General features: G+C 65.8%; 12 protein-coding genes. 6 read left to right on the forward strand and 6 right to left on the reverse strand.

Features of this window, described 5'->3' with window-relative positions:
• Positions 1 to 187 precede the first annotated feature (187 nt).
• The 4 genes from recD to R0382_RS15720 all read right to left on the reverse strand — a co-directional run bounded on the left by recD (position 188) and on the right by R0382_RS15720 (position 10,584).
• Positions 188 to 2,209 carry an exodeoxyribonuclease V subunit alpha gene (recD, locus tag R0382_RS15705; RefSeq protein ID WP_432720787.1) on the reverse strand — a complete coding sequence of 674 codons (2,022 nt, stop codon included), beginning with the start codon at positions 2,207 to 2,209 and terminating at the stop codon, positions 188 to 190.
• Positions 2,206 to 5,865 carry an exodeoxyribonuclease V subunit beta gene (gene recB, locus R0382_RS15710; protein WP_432720788.1) on the reverse strand — a complete coding sequence of 1,220 codons (3,660 nt, stop codon included), beginning with the start codon at positions 5,863 to 5,865 and terminating at the stop codon, positions 2,206 to 2,208. Before recB ends, recD begins: the two co-directional genes overlap by 4 nt.
• Positions 5,862 to 9,503 carry an exodeoxyribonuclease V subunit gamma gene (recC, locus tag R0382_RS15715; protein WP_432720790.1) on the reverse strand — a complete coding sequence of 1,214 codons (3,642 nt, stop codon included), beginning with the start codon at positions 9,501 to 9,503 and terminating at the stop codon, positions 5,862 to 5,864. The genes recB and recC overlap by 4 nt, the downstream gene beginning before the upstream one ends.
• A 193-nt stretch (positions 9,504 to 9,696) precedes the next feature.
• A complete protein-coding gene (locus tag R0382_RS15720) occupies positions 9,697 to 10,584 on the reverse strand; it encodes a LysR substrate-binding domain-containing protein (protein ID WP_432720791.1) in 888 nt (295 codons plus the stop codon).
• A 122-nt stretch (positions 10,585 to 10,706) separates the two neighbouring features.
• Between R0382_RS15720 and R0382_RS15725 the strand changes: the two genes are divergently transcribed.
• Together R0382_RS15725 and dkgB are read left to right on the forward strand one after the other, a co-directional pair.
• Positions 10,707 to 11,906 (forward strand): MFS transporter, encoded by a 1,200-nt coding sequence (locus tag R0382_RS15725; protein ID WP_432720793.1) that lies wholly within the window; start codon positions 10,707 to 10,709, stop codon positions 11,904 to 11,906.
• Between the two features lie 26 nt (positions 11,907 to 11,932).
• Positions 11,933 to 12,736, forward strand: coding sequence for a 2,5-didehydrogluconate reductase DkgB (dkgB, locus tag R0382_RS15730; protein WP_432720794.1), 804 nt, complete (start codon positions 11,933 to 11,935; stop codon positions 12,734 to 12,736).
• A gap of 157 nt (positions 12,737 to 12,893) precedes the next feature.
• Here dkgB and R0382_RS15735 read toward each other — a convergent pair whose 3' ends face one another.
• Positions 12,894 to 13,859, reverse strand: coding sequence for a LysR family transcriptional regulator (locus R0382_RS15735; protein ID WP_432720795.1), 966 nt, complete (start codon positions 13,857 to 13,859; stop codon positions 12,894 to 12,896).
• 78 nt (positions 13,860 to 13,937) lie between these two features.
• On the opposite strand from R0382_RS15735, the gene R0382_RS15740 reads away from it, so the two are divergent.
• The 3 genes from R0382_RS15740 (at position 13,938) to R0382_RS15750 (ending at position 18,681) form a co-directional block, all read left to right on the forward strand.
• Positions 13,938 to 15,734 (forward strand): DUF1302 domain-containing protein, encoded by a 1,797-nt coding sequence (locus R0382_RS15740; protein WP_432720796.1) that lies wholly within the window; start codon positions 13,938 to 13,940, stop codon positions 15,732 to 15,734.
• Positions 15,735 to 15,816: 82 nt separating this feature from the next.
• Positions 15,817 to 17,226: a hypothetical protein gene (locus R0382_RS15745; RefSeq protein ID WP_432720798.1), complete on the forward strand. Its 1,410-nt coding sequence runs from the start codon at positions 15,817 to 15,819 to the stop codon at positions 17,224 to 17,226.
• 30 nt (positions 17,227 to 17,256) lie between these two features.
• The gene (locus R0382_RS15750) at positions 17,257 to 18,681 is read left to right on the forward strand and encodes a coniferyl aldehyde dehydrogenase (protein ID WP_432720799.1); all 1,425 of its coding nucleotides are present in this window, start codon (positions 17,257 to 17,259) and stop codon (positions 18,679 to 18,681) included.
• Positions 18,682 to 18,723: 42 nt separating this feature from the next.
• Here the strand turns inward: R0382_RS15750 and R0382_RS15755 are convergent, their stop codons facing one another.
• Positions 18,724 to 19,695, reverse strand: coding sequence for an integron integrase (locus R0382_RS15755; protein WP_432720801.1), 972 nt, complete (start codon positions 19,693 to 19,695; stop codon positions 18,724 to 18,726).
• Positions 19,696 to 20,176: 481 nt separating this feature from the next.
• Here R0382_RS15755 and R0382_RS15760 point away from each other — a divergent pair, with 481 nt between their 5' ends.
• Positions 20,177 to 21,067, forward strand: coding sequence for a hypothetical protein (locus tag R0382_RS15760; RefSeq protein ID WP_432720803.1), 891 nt, complete (start codon positions 20,177 to 20,179; stop codon positions 21,065 to 21,067).
• Positions 21,068 to 21,137: the final 70 nt, after the last annotated feature.

Here is a 21,137-nt window from a genome sequence, read left to right on the forward strand (position 1 = left end):
CATCAAGGCCAACACCGGCCCAAACGGGTCAGGAACGGTACGTTTCGGCTTCTGGCGAACGGAAACCGACTCACTTCACCCGTCGGCCCGCCACCGCAGCGCGGAATTCGTCCTGTTCTGGCACAAACCGGTGGCGCGATAGAATGTAACTGAATGTACGAGGCTACCTATGCGTCTCGCACCCCCGTCAGTCCGGCTCGGCCAGCAAGCCGCTGGCGCGCTGCACCTGCCGCAGGATCGCCGGCTTCAGCACCTGCCAGTCCGGGCCGGCGCTCGCCAGCATGAACCAGTGCCGCGCACGGGTGATGCCGGTGTAAACCAGCTCGCGCGTCAGCACCGGATTGAGCCGGTCGGGCAGCAGCAAGGCCGCATGGGTGAATTCCGAGCCCTGCGACTTGTGCACCGTCATCGCGAACACCGTTTCTACCGCCTGCAGCCGGCTCGGCAACACCCATTTGATCCGGCCATCGCCTGCCGGGAAGGCAACGCGCAGCCTTGCGCCGTCATCCCCGGCGGCGGGCAGCGTAATGCCGATGTCGCCATTCATCAAGCCGAGACCGTAATCATTCCGAGTCACCAGCACCGGCCGCCCGGCGTACCAGCCCTGATGCGCCGGCAACAAGCCCTCGGCATGCAGCAGTTCGGCGATGCGCTGATTCAGACCTTCGACGCCCCAGGGCCCGCGCCGCAGCGCGCACAGCAACTGGAACTGGCCGTGGGCCGTCAGCACCGCCCTCGCCCAGTCGTCGAACGCCGTTTGGTTCGCATGCGCCGCCGGGCGATGTTCGGCCACGATCTGCAGATAGTGGCGATAGCCCACCGGTGCAGCCCGGTGTCCGTCGGCGAGAAAATGTTCCGCCGCGCCGTCGATGACCAGCCCGCGCAATGCCGCATCACCCTGCCCCAGCTCGATCCGGGCCAGATCGCTGTAGCCCTGCGTCCAGACCGCCTGCACCGCATCGACATCGCCATCGTTGACCGCCCCGGCCAGTTGGCCGATGCCGCTGGCGGCCGAAAAGCGATGACTGTGCCGCAACATTGCGACCGCCTGATCGAGCGGTGTGCCGCCTTCGTCGACCAGCGCCGCGGCAATGTGCTCGCCGCTTGCCGCGGCCAGCCAGTCGCGCGTCACCGGCCAGTAATGGCCATCGCCGGCGCGCTGGCACAGCTCACCGAGCACCGCGCCGGCTTCAACCGAGGCCAGCTGGTCCTTGTCACCCAGCAGGATCAGTCTCGCGGAAGCCGGCAGCGCCGCGAGCACGGCGGCCATCATTTCCAGGTCGATCATCGACGCTTCGTCGATCACCAGCAGATCCAGCGCCAGCGGGTGGGCCGCATGATGGCGGAAATGGCGGCTGTCGGGCTTGCTGCCGAGCAAGCGGTGCAATGTCGTCACCTCGACCGGAATCGCCGCGCGGATGGCCTCGCCGCCAGCCAGACCGTCCAGCGGCAGCCGCTGCACCGCACCGGCGATCGACTCGCCGAGCCGCGCCGCGGCCTTGCCGGTCGGCGCGGCCAGACGGATGCGCAGCGGGCGCGCGTCACCGCCACCCAGCGCCAGGCTTTGCAGCAGCGCCAGCAGCCGGACGACCGTCGTCGTCTTGCCGGTACCCGGGCCGCCGGTGACGATGCTGAACGCGTTGCCGGCGGCCAGCGCGCACGCCAGCTTCTGCCAGTCGGCGCCCGCATGATCCGCCGGCGGGAACAGGGCATCCAGCGCCTGTTTCAGCGCCGCCAGCGGCAAGCCGGCACGCAGCTCGGCGGTACGCGCCAGCCGCGCCTCGATCGCCGCGCGCACATCGCATTCGTACTGCCAGTAGCGACGCAAATAGAGTCGCGCGCCGGCCAGCACCAAGGGCGAACAGCCTGCGCCGTTGCCGACCAACGCCGGGTGCTGCAACGCCACCTGCCAGCCGGCCAGATCGAGGTTGGCCAGCACCGCCGCAGGTAGCAACAAGCCGGCATCGTCATCGCCATCCGGCGGCAGCGATAGCACGAAGCTGCTGTCGGCCAGTGTCGCCTGCAGATCAAGGCAGACGTGGCCGCGACCGAGCTGATGACTGGCCAGCGCCGCCGCAAGCAAGAGCAAGGGCGAGGCATCGGCCGCTTCATCGGCCAGAAACACGGCAAAGGCGCGATCCAGCTCGCGCAGCCAGCCGCGCTCGGCCCAGCGCGCCAACAGCGCCAGCATCTCGGATCGGGACATCATGCGCCGGCCTCCTCGGTGGTCCCGCCAAACAACCGCTCCAGCGCATCGATCAGCGCGCGCGGCGGCCGGGTAAAGTGCAGCCCCTGCGTGACGGCACGATGGCCGCGCAGGAACAGATAGAGCACGCCGCCGACGTGTACGTCGTAGTCGTAATCAGGAATGCGTGACTTGAGCAGCCGGTGCAGCGCGAAGACGTACAGCGCGTACTGCACGTCGTAGCGATGCGCCAGCATCGCCTCGCGCATTGCGGCCTCGCTGTACGCCGCCTCGTCGCCGCCGAGCCAGTTCGATTTGTAGTCGGCCACGTAGTAACGCCCTTCGTGCTCGAACACGAGGTCGATAAAACCCTTGAGCATGCCATTCAGCAGCCGGGGCAACAGCAGCGGCCGCGATGCGCCGGCCAGCGTGTGCGTACGCAGCAGCGCGTCGAGCTTGCGGGTGTCGGCATCGTGCAGCGCAAACCAGAACTCCATTTCCAGCCGGTAGCGGCCAAGCGCCGCCAGCCGCAGCGGCGCGGCGTCGGGCAGATTGAATGGTGTATCCAGCAAGGCCGACAGCCAGTCCTGCAGCGGCAAAATCCAGCGTTGCCAGCCGCGCAGATTGCAGCGGCGGGCAATCTGTTCGTTCATCGCCGCCGGCTTTTCCAGCGCCTGTTTGAACCCCTCTTTAGCAACCGACTCAAGCAAGCCGTGCAGGAAACTGCCCGGCCCCGGGCCGCGTGGAAACGCATGCAGCCCGCCATCGAGCGGCACCGGCGCCGCGGCATCCTTATCGTGGCGTTCGGCGAAAATGTCTTCGGCCGCCGTGTCGGCCGGCGCCACGGTGGCGACAACCGCGTCGTCGTCGAGCGCGCCGGCCAGCAGGCCCGAATAGCTGGCGATCCACCATGGCTCGCGCGGTGCCAGTTGCAGACGCCGCTCGGGGCCGAGGCCGGTTTCCGCCGTATCGGATTGGTAGGCGTCCTGCGTTGCCTGCGGCAGCGGCAGCACGGCGATGTCGGCGTTGCTACCGCGCAGCGCGTCGAGTGCAGGCTTCAGATCGGCCGCCGTCACCGCGTCACCGCCGGCCAGCAGATAGCCCGGCGCGCTGTGCGCCAGCCCCTTCAGCGGTGCCATGCCGATCCACGTTGCATAGCGCGCCCGGGTCAGCGCGACGTAGAACTTGCGCAGGTCTTCGCCCAGCCGCTCGCGGTCGGCGCGCGTCACCGCATCGGCATCACCGCGCAACGCCACGTGCAGCGCGCCATCGTCGCCGTGCCATTTGAGTGGCAAGTCATCGGCCTTGGTCGCGCGGAAGGCGCAGGCGAAAGGCAGGAAGACCAGCGGGTATTCGAGCCCCTTGGATTTGTGTACGGTGACGACCTTGACCAGCGCCGCATCGCTTTCCAGCCGCAGCTTGCGCGCGTCGTTGCCGCTGCCGGCATCCTGACGCTGCTCGGCCAGAAAGCGGATCAGCGCGTGCTCGCCGTCGAGCTGTGTGCTCGCCTGCTGCAGCATCTCGGCCAGATGCAGCAGATCGGTCAGCGCGCGCTCGTCGCCGCGACCGAGCAGCCGCAGCGGCACGTCGAAATCGTTCAGCAGCCGACGCAGCATCGGCAGCACGCCCTGCTTGCGCCAGCACGTCCGGTAGGCGCGGAACTGCATCACGCGGTCCTCCCACGCCTGCTCGTCGTGGTTCAGCCGGTCCAGCACGTCCCAGCCCAGACCGAGCGACGCGGTGCCGAGCGCGCCGCGCAGCAGCCGGTCGTCGTCGGGCTCGGCACAGGCGGCCAGCCAGCCCTGCAGCTCGGCGGCCTGCGGGCTCTGGAACACCGACTCCTTGTCCGACAGATAGACGCTGCGCACGCCGCCGCCGGCCAGCGCCTTGCGCACCGCCGTGGCTTCGCGGCCGGTGTTGACCAGTACGGCGATGTCGCCGGGCCGCAAGGGGCGGCGCGGCACACCGGGTGCGTCAAACCCCGCCCGGCCCTGTTGCCCGAACCGCAGCAAGGCCACGATCCGATCGGCGCAGGCGGCCGAGAAACGCTGCACGTAGTCGGTTTTCGACAGCTCGTCGGCATCGTCGACGTACCAGCAGTTCAGGGCCGCAACCGCCTCGTCGTCGACGACGAAGGCATCCGCGCGGCCATGGGCGCCAACGGCCAGAAACGGCACCGGGTTGTCGCCGCCGTCGCGGAACAGGAAAGCGCCGGCGCCGGCCGGCCGGATTTCGGCCTGGCCGAACACATGATTGACCGCGCCAACCATCGCCGCAGTCGAGCGGTAGTTCGTCGCCAGCGTGTAATGCCGGCCGCCGGTATCGCGGCGCGCGCGCAGATAGGTATGAATGTCGGCGCCCCGGAAGGCGTAGATCGCCTGCTTCGGGTCACCGATCAGGATCAGCGCCCGATCGATGCCGGGATCGGCGACGCGGTAGACGGCGTCGAAAATCCGGTACTGCAGCGGATCGGTATCCTGGAATTCGTCGATCAGCGCGACCGGGAACTGCGTGCGGATCAGTTCGGCCAGCCGCGCGCCATTCGGCCCGTGCAAGGCGGCATCGAGCCGGGTCAGCAGGTCGTCGAAGCCCATTTGCGCGCGCCGTGCCTGCTCCAGCGCAAAACGTTCCGACACCCAGCGCGCCGCGTGGCGCAGCAGGTCGGCGCGCGCATCGGGCAGCTGATCCAGCCGCGCGCGCAAATCGATCATCGCGTCGAGCGCCGGATGGTGTGGCGGGCTGCCGTCCTTCCACGCTTCGGCCAGCCCTTCGGGCGTCAGCCTTTCCCACCCTTTTTTCAGGTCAGGGGCAATTGTCGAATCCGCCGCCCAGTCGCGCAGCGTCGCCAGCCACGGTGCGTAATAGCGTCGCTGGATTTTCTTTCCATCGACTGCCTTGGCGGCAACGGCGCCGTCGAGCAGTGTTTCAAGCTCATCGGTCCATGCCGGCCATGGCGCCTTGATCTCGGCCAGCAGCCGCGCGGCTTCGTCGCGGGCGCGGCCGATCGCCTCGACCGGCACCCGGCCGGCGCCGAGCACCCCGGTGTATTCGAGCAGCTTGCGTAGATCGCGCTGCAAGCCGTCCGGATCGGCCCACCACTGCCGCACGATGGCGACATCGCCCGCCGTCAGCGGAAAATAAAAGCTGCGCCAGTAATCGCGCACGACATCGGCCAGCAACTCGCTCTGGTCGGTTTCGAGCCGCTGCGTGAACAGGCTGTCGCTGTCGAACGCGTGCTCGCTCAGCATCCGGTTGCACCAGCCGTGGATCGTCGACACCGCGGCTTCGTCCATCCATTCGGCCGCGAGCTGCAGCTTGCGCGCGCAGCCCGGCCATTGCTCCGACGGATACATCGCCCGCAAGTCGTGCAGGAAGTCCTCGCCAACCGCATCAGCCTCGACCTCGGCCGGATCGATCAGAAACGCCGTCGCCGCCTCGGCAAGACGCGCGCGAATCCGGTCGCGCAGCTCCTTGGTCGCCGCGTCGGTAAAGGTCACGACGAGGATTTCGGGCGGATTCAGCGCGCGCGTGAAACCGGCGTCGCCACCGTGGCCGAGCACCAGCCGCACATAGAGCGCGGCAATCGTGAACGTCTTGCCGGTACCGGCGCTCGCCTCGATCAGCCGGCTGCCGTGCAGCGGGAAATCGAGCGCATTCAGGGTCGGGGGAATCTGGCTCATGCGTCTTCCTTGGCGGCACGGCCCTTGCCGCCGTCGAGCGCGTCGTGCAGGGACAGCAGCAGCGCATCGGCAAGCCGGGCGAATTCGCCATCCGCCCACAGCGCATCGAAATCGGGCCAGGCGCGCGCCAGATACGGATTTTCGGCGATTTCGGCAAAGCGCTTGTTGTCCGGGTCGTGCAGCGCGTAGCAGTCGCGCGCGGCCTTGGCCGCGTCGCCAACCGGCTCGGCACCGGCGCGCCCGCCCTTGGCCAGCCATACCAGCGCCGTCTTCAGCGCCAGCGGCAGCGGCCGGCACTGGCCGTCCTGCCACGCGGCGCGCAGCGCATCCCAATGCGCGCGGGCCGTGTCCGGGTCGAGCGGCGGCAGCGTCACCGTGCCGTTCTTGCCGACGATGACGCTGGTCAAAGCCACGCCGCCAAGGTGGCCGGCCAGATGCGCGACCCAGTACGGCACCAGCTTGTCGCGCCGGTACGCGCGGTCCTTGAGCAGGCCGCTGCTTTCAAGCAGCACCCGCGCCCGCTCGCCCGCGTCGTTGCCGCGCAGCCCGGACAGCCAGTCGGCAACACGGGGGTCGGTCATCGTCTCGTCGATCTCTTCATCCGGCAGCGCGTGCGGCCAATCGGCCAGCGCGGCGGCGTAGCGTGCGAACAGGTCGTCCATCGGCTCGACCAGGTCGTTGCGCAGCACGGCGGCGAACTGGCCCGGTGGAAGCTCGCCACGGCGTTCGATTTTTTCAAGCTGCGCCAGCAAGGCCGGCTCGCGCGCCTCGCCCTTGTCGAATGCCGCGAGCTGCGCGCGGATCAGTTCGTCCTGCAGGCGCCAGTTTTCCAGCGCGTCGATCGCGAACGGCTCGTTGTCCTCGCTGGCCGGATCGGCGAGTTCGAAGTAGACACCGAGGCGCAGGCGGAAAAAGCTGCGGACCGGGTTGGCCAGAAAATCGGCCAGTTGCCGCAAGCTCAGCGTACCGTCCCAGGCCATAGGCGCCAGCGGCGCCTGTCTGAACAGACCGTGCGCCAACGGCGCCAGCCCCGGCGCCGAGACCGGCTCTTCAGGCTCGTCCAGTAGCAGCGACATCTGAACCGGCATCCGGACTGCCGGCACGGCCGGCTGCGCAGGCTCCCCAGTACCGGCGAGGCCATCGCGCCATTCGCGCGCATAGCTGAACAGGCGCGGATCGGTGCCGAAATAATCGCGGTTGAACGGTTGCAGCCGGTGTTCGATCGTCAGCGCATCCAGCAAGGCATCATCCCCGGCGGCGCCAGCCAGTTGCCAGCCAGCGGCAAGGTGATCGCGCAGCTGCGCGACCAGCACCGACGGCGGGCGCTCGCTGTTGTCGTGGATGCTGCGGCCGACCCAGCTGATGTGCAGCCGGTCGCGCGCCGATAGCAGCGCTTCAAGAAACAGATAGCGGTCGTCTTCGCGGCGCGACCGGTCGCCGGGGCGGTAGTCGCGCCCCATCAGGTCGAAATCCATTGGCACGCGGGTGCGCGGGTAATCGCCGTCGTTCATCCCGAGCAGGCAGACCATCCGGAACGGAATCGCCCGCATCGGCATCAGCGTCGCGAAGGTCACCGCGCCGGCAAAGAAAGGCTGACTCAGGCTGCTCTGATCGAGCTGCGCCAGCCAGTAGTCGCGGACCACCGACAGCGGCAGCGCCTCGGTCAGCCGGGCGGCGGCGCAGGCGTCCTGCCACTGCTGCAGCAAGTCGTCGAGACGCATCAGCGTAAAGCCGTCTTCGCCGTCGTCGGCATCGAAAAAGTCGCCGAGCATGGCGCGCAGCCGCGTGCACCAGTCGTCGGCACCGGTCGTCTCGCGCAGCGCGCGCCAGTGCGTATCGAGGCGTTCGAGCAATTGCGTCAGCGGCCCGAGCAAGGCGGCATCGAGCCCGCCGATTTCGTCCATCGGCTCGATGCCGGCCCAGGCGTCGCCACTGCCGACGGCGTAGCCAAGCAACATGCGTCGCAGGCCGAAGAACCAGCTGTTCTGCTCGAACGCCTGCGGCAGATCGAGCCGGCTGCGCTGCTCGGCGTGCAGCCCCCAGCGCACCCGCGCCGCGGCGACCCAGCGATGCAGCAAGGGCAATTGGTCCTCGGCGATGCCGAAGCGGCGACGCAGCGCCGGCACTTCGAGCAGATCGAGCAGATCGCTGACCGCCAGCCGCGATTGCGGCAGGCCGAGCAGCTTTTCGACCGCGCCCAGCAGCGGGTCGTGGTGACGCTGGCCCTGGTCGGCGAGCGTGTACGGGATGAAGCGCGGATCGTGCGGATCGAGCAGCCCGAACACCGCCTGGATGTGCGGCGCATAGGCGTTGATGTCGGGCACCATGACAATGATGTCGCGCGCGCGCAGCGCCGGATCGGCGGCGAGCGCATCGAGCAGCTGGTCGTGCAGCACTTCGACCTCGCGCTGCGGGCTGTGCGTCACATGAAAGCGGATCGATGCATCGCCCGCGCCCACCGCCGGCCAGCGCGCCTGCGTTTCGGCCAGCGGCCGCAGGTCGAGGATGTCGTCCTGCAGCTGGTTCAGCAGCGTCGCACCGCCGTTGCCGTCGAACAGGTCGATGCGCTGCTGGATCTCGATAAAGCGCGACTCGTAGTTTTCGCGCTGATCGTGCGCGTCGAGCAGGCCGATGAAATCGCGCCCCTGCTTGCCCCAGGCCGCGAGCAGCGGGTGGGCGTGCAGATGCAGCAGCGTATCGTCGAGCTGCAGCGGCGCCCCCGCCTTGCGCGACTGCCGCGCCCTTTCGGCGCGCAGCAAATCCTTGTCGGCAAGGATGTCGCCCCAGAAGTGCTCGCACGGGTTGTGCACGCACATCAGCACCTGGGTCCAGCGCGACAGCGCCGACAGCACCTCAAGCGACTGCTGCGGCAGCGACGAGATGCCGAACACCAGCAGGCGCTGCGGCAGGCCGTGCGGCCGTTGCGCCAGCGTCTGGGCCTGCGCAAGAAATCGCCGGTGCACCTCGGCGCGGCTGGTGCCGGCCGGGTCGTGTTCGGGGTCGTGTTCGGGGCGGCCTTCGACGCCCTCATCGGCATCGTGACCAACATCGGCGAGCAAGGCCCGCCACAGTCGCGGCTGCCAGCGCACATCGTCCGGCAGAGCCAGCCGGCCGTGGCGACTGGTGCTCAGGACGTCGTCACCGCTCGCCCAGTCGGCCAGCCAGTCGGCGCGGTAAACCTGATACTGGTCGAACAGGTCGGCAAGCCGCTCGGCCAGTTGGTGGCGCTTGCGCAGGTCGTCGTCACCGTCGAGAAAACGCGCCAGCGGCGCGAAGACCCGCTCGGCCAGCAGCGCCGGCAACAAGCGCATCAGCCGCCAGACCAGCAGCGGCTTGTCGAACGGCGACTGCAGTGGTACGGCCTTGTCGCCGAGCACCGCACGGTAGGCCTGCCACAGGAAGCGCGACGGCAGCTGCGCGTCGATCGCCGCGGCAATGCCGCAGCCGCCATCGGCGACATCGCGCGCCAGCGCCAGCTTGAGCCACTGGGCGATGCCGTTGCTCTGTACCAGGATCACCTCCTGATCGAGCGGCGACAGCGGGTGACGCGTCATCCAGCTCACCAGCACGTCGCGCAGCGCTTCCGGCCGGTTGCCGTGGATCACCATCAATCCCGGTGTCAGCTCATGCTCGCTCATCGGCTCCCCTTGCCTCGTTTCCCAGACGCCAGACCTGCCGCCGCGCCAACCCTGCATTGTCCCTCAAACCCGGCCGCCTTGCCGACCGGAACCGTCCGGACCGGTCACAAGCCGGCCGGCCCGATAACACAACGCCTGCCGCCAGCGCCCAGCGGCACAGCATCCGCGCATTCCTTCCTGCCCGGCCGATGCCCTACCAGCGCATCTCGGCGCTGAGGAAATCGAGGAAACACGCGATGCGTGCCGCCAACTGGGTATTGCGGTAGTAGACGGCATGGATGGGCTGGCACACATCGAGCGCTTCATGGGCGAGCAGCTCGACCAGCTCGCCGCGCTGACGCGACGCGCCGGCCATGAAGTCAGACAGGCAAACGATGCCCTCGCCGGCCAGCGCCAGGTGCAGCAGCGTTTCGCCGCTGGATGCGGCCACGTCCGGACGGATGTGCACGTCGTTGCCGGCGTCGTCACGCAGCGGCCAGCGGTTCAGCGCATCGATCCGGCTGAAGCCGAGCAGGCTGTGCCCGGCCAGATCGGCAACGTTTTGCGGCGTGCCGCGCGCCGCCAGATACGCCGGGCTTGCCAGCACGCGGATGCGGCTGCGGCCGAGCGAGCGCGCGTGCAAGGTCGAATCGCGTAGCGTGCCGATGCGGATCGCCACGTCGGTGCGGTCTTCGATCAGGTCGATGAACTGGTCATTGGTGTTGAGTTCGAGCTGGATCTGCGGGTAGCGGCGGCGGAATTCGCCGGCCAGCGGCACGATCACGTGCAGCATGAACGACGATGCCGCGTTGACGCGCAGCAGCCCGGCCGGCTGCTGCCGGCGCTGCGCGATCTGTTCCTCGGCCGCATCGACAGCGGCGAGGATGCCGCGCGCGTGCGCCAGAAACGCCTCGCCCTCCTCGGTCAGCTCGATCCGCCGCGTTGTCCGGTGCAGCAGTGTGGTCTCGAGCTTCTCTTCCAGCCGTCCCAGCGCGCGGCTGACGCCCGAAACAGTCTGGCCGAGCTGGATGGCGGCGGCGCTGATCGAGCCGGCGTCGACCACGCGGGTAAAGGCTTGCAGCTCGTCGAGTGTCGTCTTCATTGTTGATTTTTAATCAAATATCTTATCCACACACCCATCTTAATCTGCAAATGTAAAACCGGGACACTTCGGGGCATCGCTTCACGGCATCCCCTCACAGTATCCAATTGCGGAGTAGCACCATGCCCCTTGCCCTGTTCGCGCTGACGATCAGCGCCTTTGCCATCGGCACGACGGAGTTCGTCATCGTCGGGCTGATTCCCACCATCGCCGGCGACCTGCACGTCAGCCTGCCGTCGGCCGGCCTGCTGGTCAGCCTGTATGCACTCGGCGTCGCCATCGGCGCCCCCATCCTGACCGCGCTGTCCGGCAAGCTGCCGCGCAAGACGCTGCTGCTGGCGCTGATGGCGCTGTTCACCGTCGGCAACCTGCTGGCGTGGCAAGCCCCCGGCTACGAATCGCTGATCGTCGCCCGCATCCTCACCGGGCTGGCGCACGGCGTGTTCTTCTCGATCGGCTCGACCATCGCCACGAGTCTGGTGCCGAAGGAAAAAGCCGCCAGTGCGATCGCCATCATGTTCACCGGCCTGACCGTTGCGCTGGTCACCGGCGTGCCGCTGGGTACCTTCATCGGCCAGCACTTCGGCTGGCGCGAAACCTTCCTCGCCGTGTCGCTGCTCGGCGTGATTGCCGTTGCCGGCATCGCCCTGCTGCTGCCGAACACGATCCGCCACACGCCGCCGGCACCGGTGCTGAAACAGTTGCAGGTACTCGGCCAGCCGCGCTTGCTGATTGCCTACGCGATGACCGCGGTCGGCTACGGCGGCTCGTTCACCGCCTTCACCTTCCTCGCGCCAATCCTGCAGGACGTCGCCGGCTTCAGCGGCAACGCCGTCAGCCTGGTGATGCTGGTCTACGGCGTTGCGGTCGCCGTCGGCAATCTGTGGGGCGGCAAACTGGCCGACCGCCACGGCCCGATCGCCTCGCTCAAGCTGATCTTCCTGCTGCTCGCCGTCGTGCTGCTGGTGCTGACGTTCACCGCCACGAGCAAGTGGCTGATCGTCGCCACCATCCTCGCCTGGGGCGTGGTCGCCTTCGGCAACGTGCCGGCGCTGCAGGTCTACGTGGTCAAGCAGGCCGAGCACTACACGCCGCACGCCGTCGACGTCGCCTCGGGCCTGAACATCGCCGCGTTCAACGTCGGCATCGCGATCGGCGCCTCGGTCGGCGGACTGATCGTCCAGCACCTCGGCCTGATGCATACACCGTGGATAGGCGCGCTGATCGTGCTCGGCGCCTTCGGCCTGACCGTACTCAGCGGCCGCCTCGATCGTCGCACCGCACTCGCCCCGACCCTGCAGCCGGCCACCGCCGACTGCTGATCAAACCTCAAAACGGAGAACACACCATGAGCACCATGCCCGCCATCGGCCTCGGCACCTTCCGCCTGCAAGGCCAGACCATCATCGACTCGGTCCGCACCGGTCTCGAACTCGGCTACCGCCACATCGACACCGCGCAGATCTACGGCAACGAGGCCGACGTCGGCCAGGCGATGTTCGAGAGCGACATCGCCCGCGACCAGCTCTTCGTCACCACCAAGATCTGGACCGAATCGCTCGGCCGCGACGCGCTGATTCCCAGCCTGAAGGACAGCCTCGCCAAATTGCGCATGGATCACGTCGATCTGACCTTGATCCACTGGCCGTCGCCGGCGGATGCCACTCCGGTGGCCGACTACATGGGTACGCTGCTCGAAGCGCAGCAGCAGGGCCTGACCCGCAAGATCGGCGTGTCGAACTTCACCATCGCCCAGCTGCAACAGGCGATAGCCGCCGTCGGCGCTGAACGGATCGCCACCTTGCAGATCGAGATCCACCCCTTCCTGCAGAACCGCAAGCTGGTCAATTTCGCCCGCGCCAACGGCATCCACCTGACCGCCTACATGCCGCTCGCCTACGGCAAGGTGATGAGCGATCCGGCGATCGCCGGCATTGCCGAGCGCCATGGCGTCAGCGCGGCGCAGGTGGCGTTGGCGTGGTCGCTGCAGCAGGGCTTTGCGGTGATTCCGTCGTCGACGCGGCGCGCCAACCTGGCGGCCAATCTGCAGGCGACAACACTGACGCTGAGCGACGCCGACATGGCGGCCATCGCGGCGCTCGATCGCGGCGAGCGCCTCGCCAATCCGGATTTTGCGCCGCACTGGGATTGAATCGACCCGCCCGGGTCCGGCGCAGCCTCGCGTGATCCCTGCGCCGGCCGTGCTTGCCGGCCGGTTCGCCGCCGCCAGCCACAACGTGGTCCCACTCGCATCGAGTTACGGGTGCCGGGGCCGGACGACGCCGGATCGGCCCCCATCGGCAACGCCCTCACCCCTTGATCAAGGCCATGGCCCGCTCGGCCAGCGACGACACAAAGCCGCCCTCGCGCAGCACCAGGCCGACGCTTTGTTGGCGCGCCAGTTCAGGGATATCGACGCGCTGCATCCGCCCCGACCACATGTCCTCGAAATTGCGGTGCCATGGCGCCAGCGTAAACAGGTCGGTGGTCGCAACCGTTTCCAGAATGGCTTCCCACGAGTTGGATTCGACCATGACGTGATTTCGGTCCAGCCCGTGCTCGGCGAGGATCTGCTCGGCGAGCCGCCGCGCGTGCACATCCTGGCGCGGCGCTGCGCTGCGGTAGTGGCGCAAATCGCTCATGCTGGGCGCGATGATTTTCGTCAGCGGATGGCCGGTACGGACGACGACACACATGTCGATCTGCATCAGCGGCCGGGCGATCAGCCCCGGTGGCAACACGTCCGGCAGACCCGCGACGACAAAATCCAGCTCGCCCAATTCAAGCCGTTCAAACAGCTCGGCATTGAAAGCGACATGCACTTGCACGCGCGCGCCGGGCCGCTCGGTAATCAGCCTTGGCAGCAAGCGCTGGCCGATATGGCGGGCAATGGTCGGACCGATGCCGATCCGCACGTGGCCAAGTTGGCCGGCAGCCATTTGGGCAATTTCATGCTCGGCATCATGTAGTAGTACGCGCGCACTTTCACAATTCTTGCGTAAAACTTCACCGATGGCTGTAGGTTCAACCCCGCGCGGCGTGCGCAAAAAAAGTTTGACGCCCATCTGCGCTTCCAGCCGCTGAATCGCCCGAGTCAGCGCGGGTTGGCTCATGCCGAGGTCATCTGCCGCGCGGGCGATGTTGCGATTTGCACACACCAGCAGGAAGTACTCTATTTCTCGCGTCAGCATCGATATGCACACCACGCATATAGTTGTTCGTAGTGCGCATTGAATCACAACATATTTGCTCGACACAATCGGATCAATGCTCAAACAGCGCTCAAGACATGGCGGGCAGGATCGCCGGGTTTTCGCCCCGGACTGACAGGCAGTAGATTGGGGAGCAACACGATGCGTCACAGACACACTCTGCGGAATTCGATTCCGCTACTGATGAAGGCGGCCGGCTTGCTGACGCTGGCATCGGCGGCCCAGGCGGCCGAGTTCGACTATGCAGGCGGCAAGTTCACCGTCAACGGCGCGATGACGCTGGGCACGTCGATCCGCATCGAGAATCGCGATCCGTCGCTGCTCTATGGCCCGAACGCGGCGACGATCGGCATCAAGAATGCATCGAACGGCGGCCGCAACCAGGACGATGCCAACCTCAACTACGACCGCGGCGATGCCTTCTACAAGGTGCTGAAGGGCTGGATCAGGCTGAACTACACCCGCGACAACTACGGCGCCGAACTCAGCGGCAAGGCATGGTACGACTTTGCGCTGAACAACGACGCGGCGCCCTGGGGCAACTCTACAAACGGCTACCAGGCCAATACGCCGCTGTCGGATCGCGGCGCGGCGACGCGTTCGAAGTTTTCCGGCATGGTCTTCAACGATGCAAATGTGTTTGGCCGCAACCAGATCGGCGATACCGCCGTGGCGTGGAAGCTCGGCTGGCAGCGCATCGACTGGGGCAACCAGTATTACGCCTTCGGCGGGCTGCGCGACCTGATGCCGGTGGACTTCCCCGCCGAGCTGCGGCCCGGCGTGAAGCGCGACGACGAAACGCGGATCTCGATCCCGGCGCTGTTCGCCCGCACCGAATTCACCCCCGACACCGCGGTCGAGGCCTTCTGGCAGATTGCGTTCACGCCGAACACGCCACACCAGTGCGGCACCTTCTATTCGCAACTCGATTTTGTGTCCGAGGGCTGTGACGTCATCACCATCGGCAATTCGTCCGACCCCTTGGCGATCAAGAACGGGCTGGTGGTGAAGCGCGCGCAGACGGTCGATCCGTCCAACGCCGGTCAGTTCGGCCTGGCGCTGAAACAGAAGATCGAATCGCTCAATACCGAGTTCGGCCTCTACGCAACCCAGTTCCACTCGCGCCTGAGCTATTACAGCGCCACCAAATCGCAACGGCCGAACGGGCCGCCGCTGATTCCGGGCGATCCGGGTGATCTGAATCCGAAGTACTTTACCGAGTACCCGGAAGACATCCGCATGTATGCCTTCTCCTTCGACACCGAGCTCAACAAGGACGCCGCCGTGTTCGGCGAGCTGGCATACCGGCCAAACCAGCCCTTCCAGTACAACGCCATCGACATCCTCAACGGCTTCACCAGCAAGACCGCGCCGACCCCACTGCGCCCGGAGATCGATTCGCTGGCGCCCGGCGAAACCTTCCACGGCTACGAGCGGCACAAATCGGTGCAGCTGCAACTGGGTGGCAATCTGAAATTCACCTCCATCCTCGGCGCCGCCAAGGGACAAATCGGCGCGCAGGCGATTTACCGCAACGTGCCCGACCTGCCCGACGTCAGCACCGTGCGCTTTCGCCGCTCGGACGTATTCGGCCAGGGGCCGGTCAACGGCGTCTGCAATGGCTCCAGCGTGCAATGCTCCAACGCCGGCTATGTTTCGGACGAAGCCTACGGCTACCGGCTGCAGGCCAACCTGATTTATCCGAATGTCGTCAGCGGCGTCACCCTAGTGCCGTCGGTGTTCTTCGGCCAGGACTTGCAAGGCTGGAGCGAGGACGGCGCGATCGTCGAGGGACGCAAGCTGGCCATCGTCTCGCTCAAGGCCATCATCAACAAGGCCTTCACCGCCGAGATCGCCTGGCTGCCGACCTGGGGCGGCACGTACAACAACCTGAGCGATCGCAGCGCGGCTCAGGCCACCGTCGGCGTCCAGTTTTAACGCGTACGCCGCGGGCCTGCCAGCCCGCGGCGGCTTTGGGGGTGCTCGGCCACCGGGCCCCTTGCGACCAGAGGGTAAACACATGCAACTGAAACAGATCATTCGCAGCGCGGCGGCCGTGGCCGTTCTCGTCACCAGCAGTGGCCAAGCCATGGCCTGGGATCAGGCCAAGGCCGTCAACGACGGCATCAAGGCCGCGACCGCCGGCAAGGATCCGATTCCCGGCCCGCGCAGCTGTTTCTGGGCACGCGGCCCGGCCAGCGCCGATCCGTATATCAATATCGCCTACCCCGATGCGGCGACCTTCTACTGGGCTGCGGTGTTCACGGTGCCCGAGGGTGCGAAACTGAGCATCGATGGCCAGTACCCGCACTCGCGCTATATGTCGCTCATCAGCTATGACGAGGCCGGCCGGCCGATCGAGTCGGTCGCCGACTATCTGATCAAGCCCAAAGCCGGCTCGACCAACCCCTTCCTGACCGGTGCCGACCGCAACAGCCGCGCGCGCGGCTACAGCCTCAAGGTCGTCGACAGCACACCCGATTTGACGCAAAAGACCGGTATGAACCTCGTCGGCGAAACCCGCGACACGCTGCACGCGCCAAAGTACGGCAAGGGCCCGGGCCAGCAGACCATCCTGTACCGGATCTACGCCGGCGACAGGGGCTTGGACGAAACCGGCGGCGTCGGCCTGCCGGTACCGGTGCTGACGCTGGCCGACGGCAAGGTGCTCAAGGGCGCCGACGCCTGCCCGGCGCTGCGCACGCGCCAGCCGCTGCAGCTCGACCCGGCGGCAATGGCCGTACCGATGGAGAAATATCAGGAACTGCTGAAGGCCGCCGCCAAGCGCGGCCCGGCGGCGCCGGCGACCAATCCGCCGGCCTGGTACCAGCAGCTCGATCGCGAGGCGCTGTACGCGATCTATACCGGCGAGCCGCTGCAAGCCGATGCCCGCCGCAGCGAGGGCGGCTTCTATCCCAACCTCGATAACCAGTACATCCGCACAATCCTGAACCGCAAGCTCGGCAAGGTCTTTGTCGTTCGAGGCAAGGCACCGACGACGCCGCGCACGCTGGCCGGCGAGGCCAAGATGGGCGAAGGCGATCTGCGCTACTGGTCGTTCTGCTCGAACCAGGGCTTTGCCAATACCCGCGTCAACGACTGTGTCCAGGATGAAAATATTCCGGTCGGCCCGGACGGCTTCTACACCATCGTCGTCAGCCGTGCCGCCGATCGACCGCGCAATGCGATTGCCCAATGCGGTATCGCCTGGCTGCCGATGGCCGATGACGGCGACGGAGCCGGTGATGACGACGTGACCGTGCTGCAGCTGCGGCATATGCTCGGAACGGGCAACTTCAAGCACGCGGTGCAGAATGTCGGCAAACCGGGCGACGAGGCCAAGGACATGGGCGAGTACTATCCGCGCGGTCGCTACCTGTCGACGTCGGCCTTCGAGACGGCTGTGCCTTGCCAGATCGAAAAACGCTGATCGCCCGCTGACCATCCAAGGACTCCGTCGATGACCGAGACGCAAGACACCGCCCTCCATGGGCCACTGGCCGCCACGCTTGCGGTACAGCGCAATGCCAGTCGGAATCAGCCGGCGCCCGATTACGCACAGCGCCGGGCCGACCTGCTGACGCTGCAACGCTTCGTCCGCGATCACAAGGACGCGATTGCCGCAGCGATCAGCGCCGATTACGGCCACCGCTCGTACCACGAGACGATGCTGCTGGAAGTCTTCCCGGTCATCGACGGCATCGATCACGCCCTGAAACATCTGCGCCGCTGGATGCGTCCGCAACGGCGCGGCATCGACCGCAAGGTGTTTCTCGGCGCGCACAACCGGGTGATTCCACAGCCGCTGGGCGTCATCGGCGTGATCGTGCCGTGGAATTTCCCGATCAACCTCAGCTTGCTGCCGCTGACCTATATCTTCGCCGCCGGCAACCGGGCCATGGTGAAAATGAGCGAGAATTCGCGTCATCTCGCCCGGCTGCTGATCGACCGGATGCCGGACTACTTCCCGCCGGAGAAGCTGCAGTTCTTCGACGAAACCGGCGGTGTGGGCATCGAATTCTCGCGCCTGCCCTTCGATCACCTGCTGTTCACCGGCTCGGGCCAGACCGGCCGTGCCGTGATGGCCGCCGCGGCGCAGAACCTGTGCCCGGTCACCCTCGAACTCGGCGGCAAGGCACCGGCCATCGTCTGCGACGGCTTTCCGCTGCGGACCGCCGCCGAGCGCATTCTGTACGCCAAGTTCGCGAATGCCGGACAAATCTGCACCACGGTCGACCACGCCTTTGTGCCCCACGATCGCCTCGACGAATTCGTCGCGCTGTCGCGCCTTGTCGTCACAGCACGCTACCCGCGCCTCGAATCGCCGGACTACACGGCCATCATCGACCCACGCGCTTTCGAGCGTTTGCTGCACGTGCTGGACGACGCGCGTGTGCGCGGCGCAAGCGTCATTCCACTGCTCGACGGCCCGGCCTTCGACCGCGCCAGCCGCAAGATCGCCCCGCACCTCGTCCTCAATGCACCGGACGACTGCCTGCTGATGCAACGGGAAATCTTCGGACCGATCCTGCCGCTGATCGGCTATCGCCATCTGGACGACGTGATCCAACGGATCAACGCCGGGCCACGGCCGCTGGCAATCTACCCGTTCAGCCACAATGCAACGACCGTCGACACCATCATTGGCCGGGTGATGTCCGGCGGTGTCTCGGTCAACGACGCGCTGTTCCACGTCGGCCAGCACGACCTGCCCTTCGGCGGCGTCGGCGAATCGGGCATGGGCCACTATCACGGCAAGGAAGGCTTCGAGACGTTCTCGAAGCTGCGGCCGGTGTTCTACCAGGCGCGGCTTTCGGGGCTGGCACTGCTCGCGCCGCCATACGGCAAGCTGATCGACCGCGTGCTCGGCTTCCTGCTGCGCTGAGAACGGCCCACACACCGGCAAGGAAGGCAGGCTGCGCTCGGCCTAGCGATCGAGCGGGCTCAACACACCGCGCCCGCCCCGGTTGAGCACGTGGGTATAGATCATCGTGGTCTTGACATCGGCATGGCCGAGCAGCTCCTGCACGGTGCGGATGTCCTGCCCGGCTTCGAGCAGATGCGTGGCAAAGCTGTGCCTGAGCGTATGCGGCGTTGCCGGCTTGGCGAGCCCGAGCCGCAATACCGCATCGCGCATCGCCCGCTGCATGCCCTTTTCGTCGGCATGGTGGCGCCGCGTCACGCCGCTGCGAGGGTCCACACTCAGCCTCGCAGACGGAAACACATACTGCCAGCCCCACTGGCGGCCGGCGTTCGGATACTTGCGCGCCAGTGCATACGGCAAATACACCTCGCCAAAGCCGGCGGCCAGGTCCAGCGCGTGCAAGTCGTGCACCTTTGCCATTTGCAGCTTCAGCGGCTCAATGACCGATTGCGGCAACATCGTCACCCGGTCCTTGAAGCCCTTGCCCTCGCGCACGATGATTTCGCCCCGGGCAAAATCGACATCCTTGATGCGCAAGCGCAATGCCTCCAGCAAGCGCAAGCCACTGCCATACAACAAGCGTGCGACCAGCGCCCACGTTCCTTCCAGCCTATCCAGCACCGCCCGCGTTTCCGCCACCGTCAGCACCACCGGCAAGCGCGACGGCGCCTTGGCCTGCGTGATATCGGCCAGCCAAGGCAATTCCAGCGCCAGCACCTCGCGATACAAAAACAGCAAGGCCGCCTTGGCCTGATTCTGCGTCGATGCAGTGACGTTGCGATCGACCGCAAGATGGCTCAGAAACGCCTCGATCTCGGCCTTGCCCATGTCGCGCGGATGACGCTTACCATGAAACAGGATATATCGCCGAATCCAGCCGAGGTAAACTTGCTCTGTGCGCAAGCTGAAATGCTTGACCCGGATGCGATCCCGAACCTGATCGAGCAGCCGCGGTGCCGCAGCAACGTCCGCCATGGTGTGTTTGTCCATACTGTTAGGGGGCACTAACAGCGTTATAGGCGGGCACCGTGCGGCTTGCAGGCGCGCGCAGGGATTTAGTGCACCACATGGTGCAAAACAAGACACCTTTTAGGGTGTCTAATTACAGTTAGGGCTAAGGCAATTCACCAAAAGCCCGCATTTGCAGTTTGGGTTTTGTGTAGTTTGAAGCACCATTGGTTTTATTGTTCTGCCGTTTCCGTTTGCACCACACTGCGCGTGTGTCGTTTATGGTTTTATTTAGTGTTGGTTTACGCTTGTGTGATGCAAGCCGGTTTAGCATTGCGGTTTGTTGCATTCTGTATTTGAACATCTTTAAAAGCGGGCAGCCTGCGGTATGCCACCGTGGTTAGCCCTAACACTTCACTCAAGCGGACTGGCCAAAGCTACGCTTTGTCCACCCGCTTAGTTTCAACGTTAGGCGTCACAAACACCCCTTTCCCGAGAGCACCATCAAATGTTCGACGATCTTGCCGCCTACTATCACGAGAACGTAGTCGCAGCGTTCGTCGCGTATCGAGAAACCAGCAAAGACGGAGTCGCCGGGCGCAGCCGCGATCTGAGAGAAGCGATCATCGCCGCCACTACACTGTTTCATCTCCGCGAGCACCTTCCAAAGCCAGGCGTGCCTTCACGAACGGAAGTAGAGAGACAGTGCCCTGACTACGCCCTGCTTGGTGATGTAGTGAATGCGGCGAAGCACAAGTCGATCTCTCAGAACACGCCACACGGCGCCCCACTCGTGAGCGATGCTGAGAAGCTCATGGAGAGGCTTCTCATTATCGAGTACGAGGATACCGAGGGGGTTTACCGATGCACCCAAAAGGCAGTTGTCGCCATGCTCTCGGACGGGACCGAGAGAAACCTACTGGAAGTTCTGACAAGCGTCATAAATTTCTGGGAAGGCCATCTGCACGGTCTCGGCGTTCTATCAAAGCAACGTACCTTTGTATCCGAGCCCCAAGTTCGCTATCGAACTCGCGCTGAGTGCGAGCAAATCCACCTCGATTTCCAGATTGTTCAAGGGCATCGATTCAAACAATCAATGCAACTCCTCAGGTTCGATGTGGGCACTGGGCAAGCGCGACCGATCGACATCACAGGCTCACAGCTCAACATTCGAATTTACAAGCCGCGCTTTGACTTCGACGTGTCGCTAAAACACGAGGCTTCGGGCAAGAAATACACCAGAACCGTCGTGCTGTCAGACGAGGAGAATGAAAAACTCGCCGGAATGTCCAGCGATGAAGAACGCCAAGCGTTCGCCGCAAACTTGCCATCCGCACATGCTGCGCTCCGAGAGCTCGCTGCTGAAGCAAGCCTGGGCGGCACCAAGAACGAATCGTAAGGTTGCCACTTGCCCACAGTGACGCCTAACCAGGCATTCAAGCGGACGGGCTACGCCCGCCGCTTAACTT

Origin of the sequence: Jeongeupia wiesaeckerbachi (assembly GCF_050916355.1) — a bacterium.
Taxonomy (GTDB): domain Bacteria; phylum Pseudomonadota; class Gammaproteobacteria; order Burkholderiales; family Chitinibacteraceae; genus Jeongeupia; species Jeongeupia wiesaeckerbachi.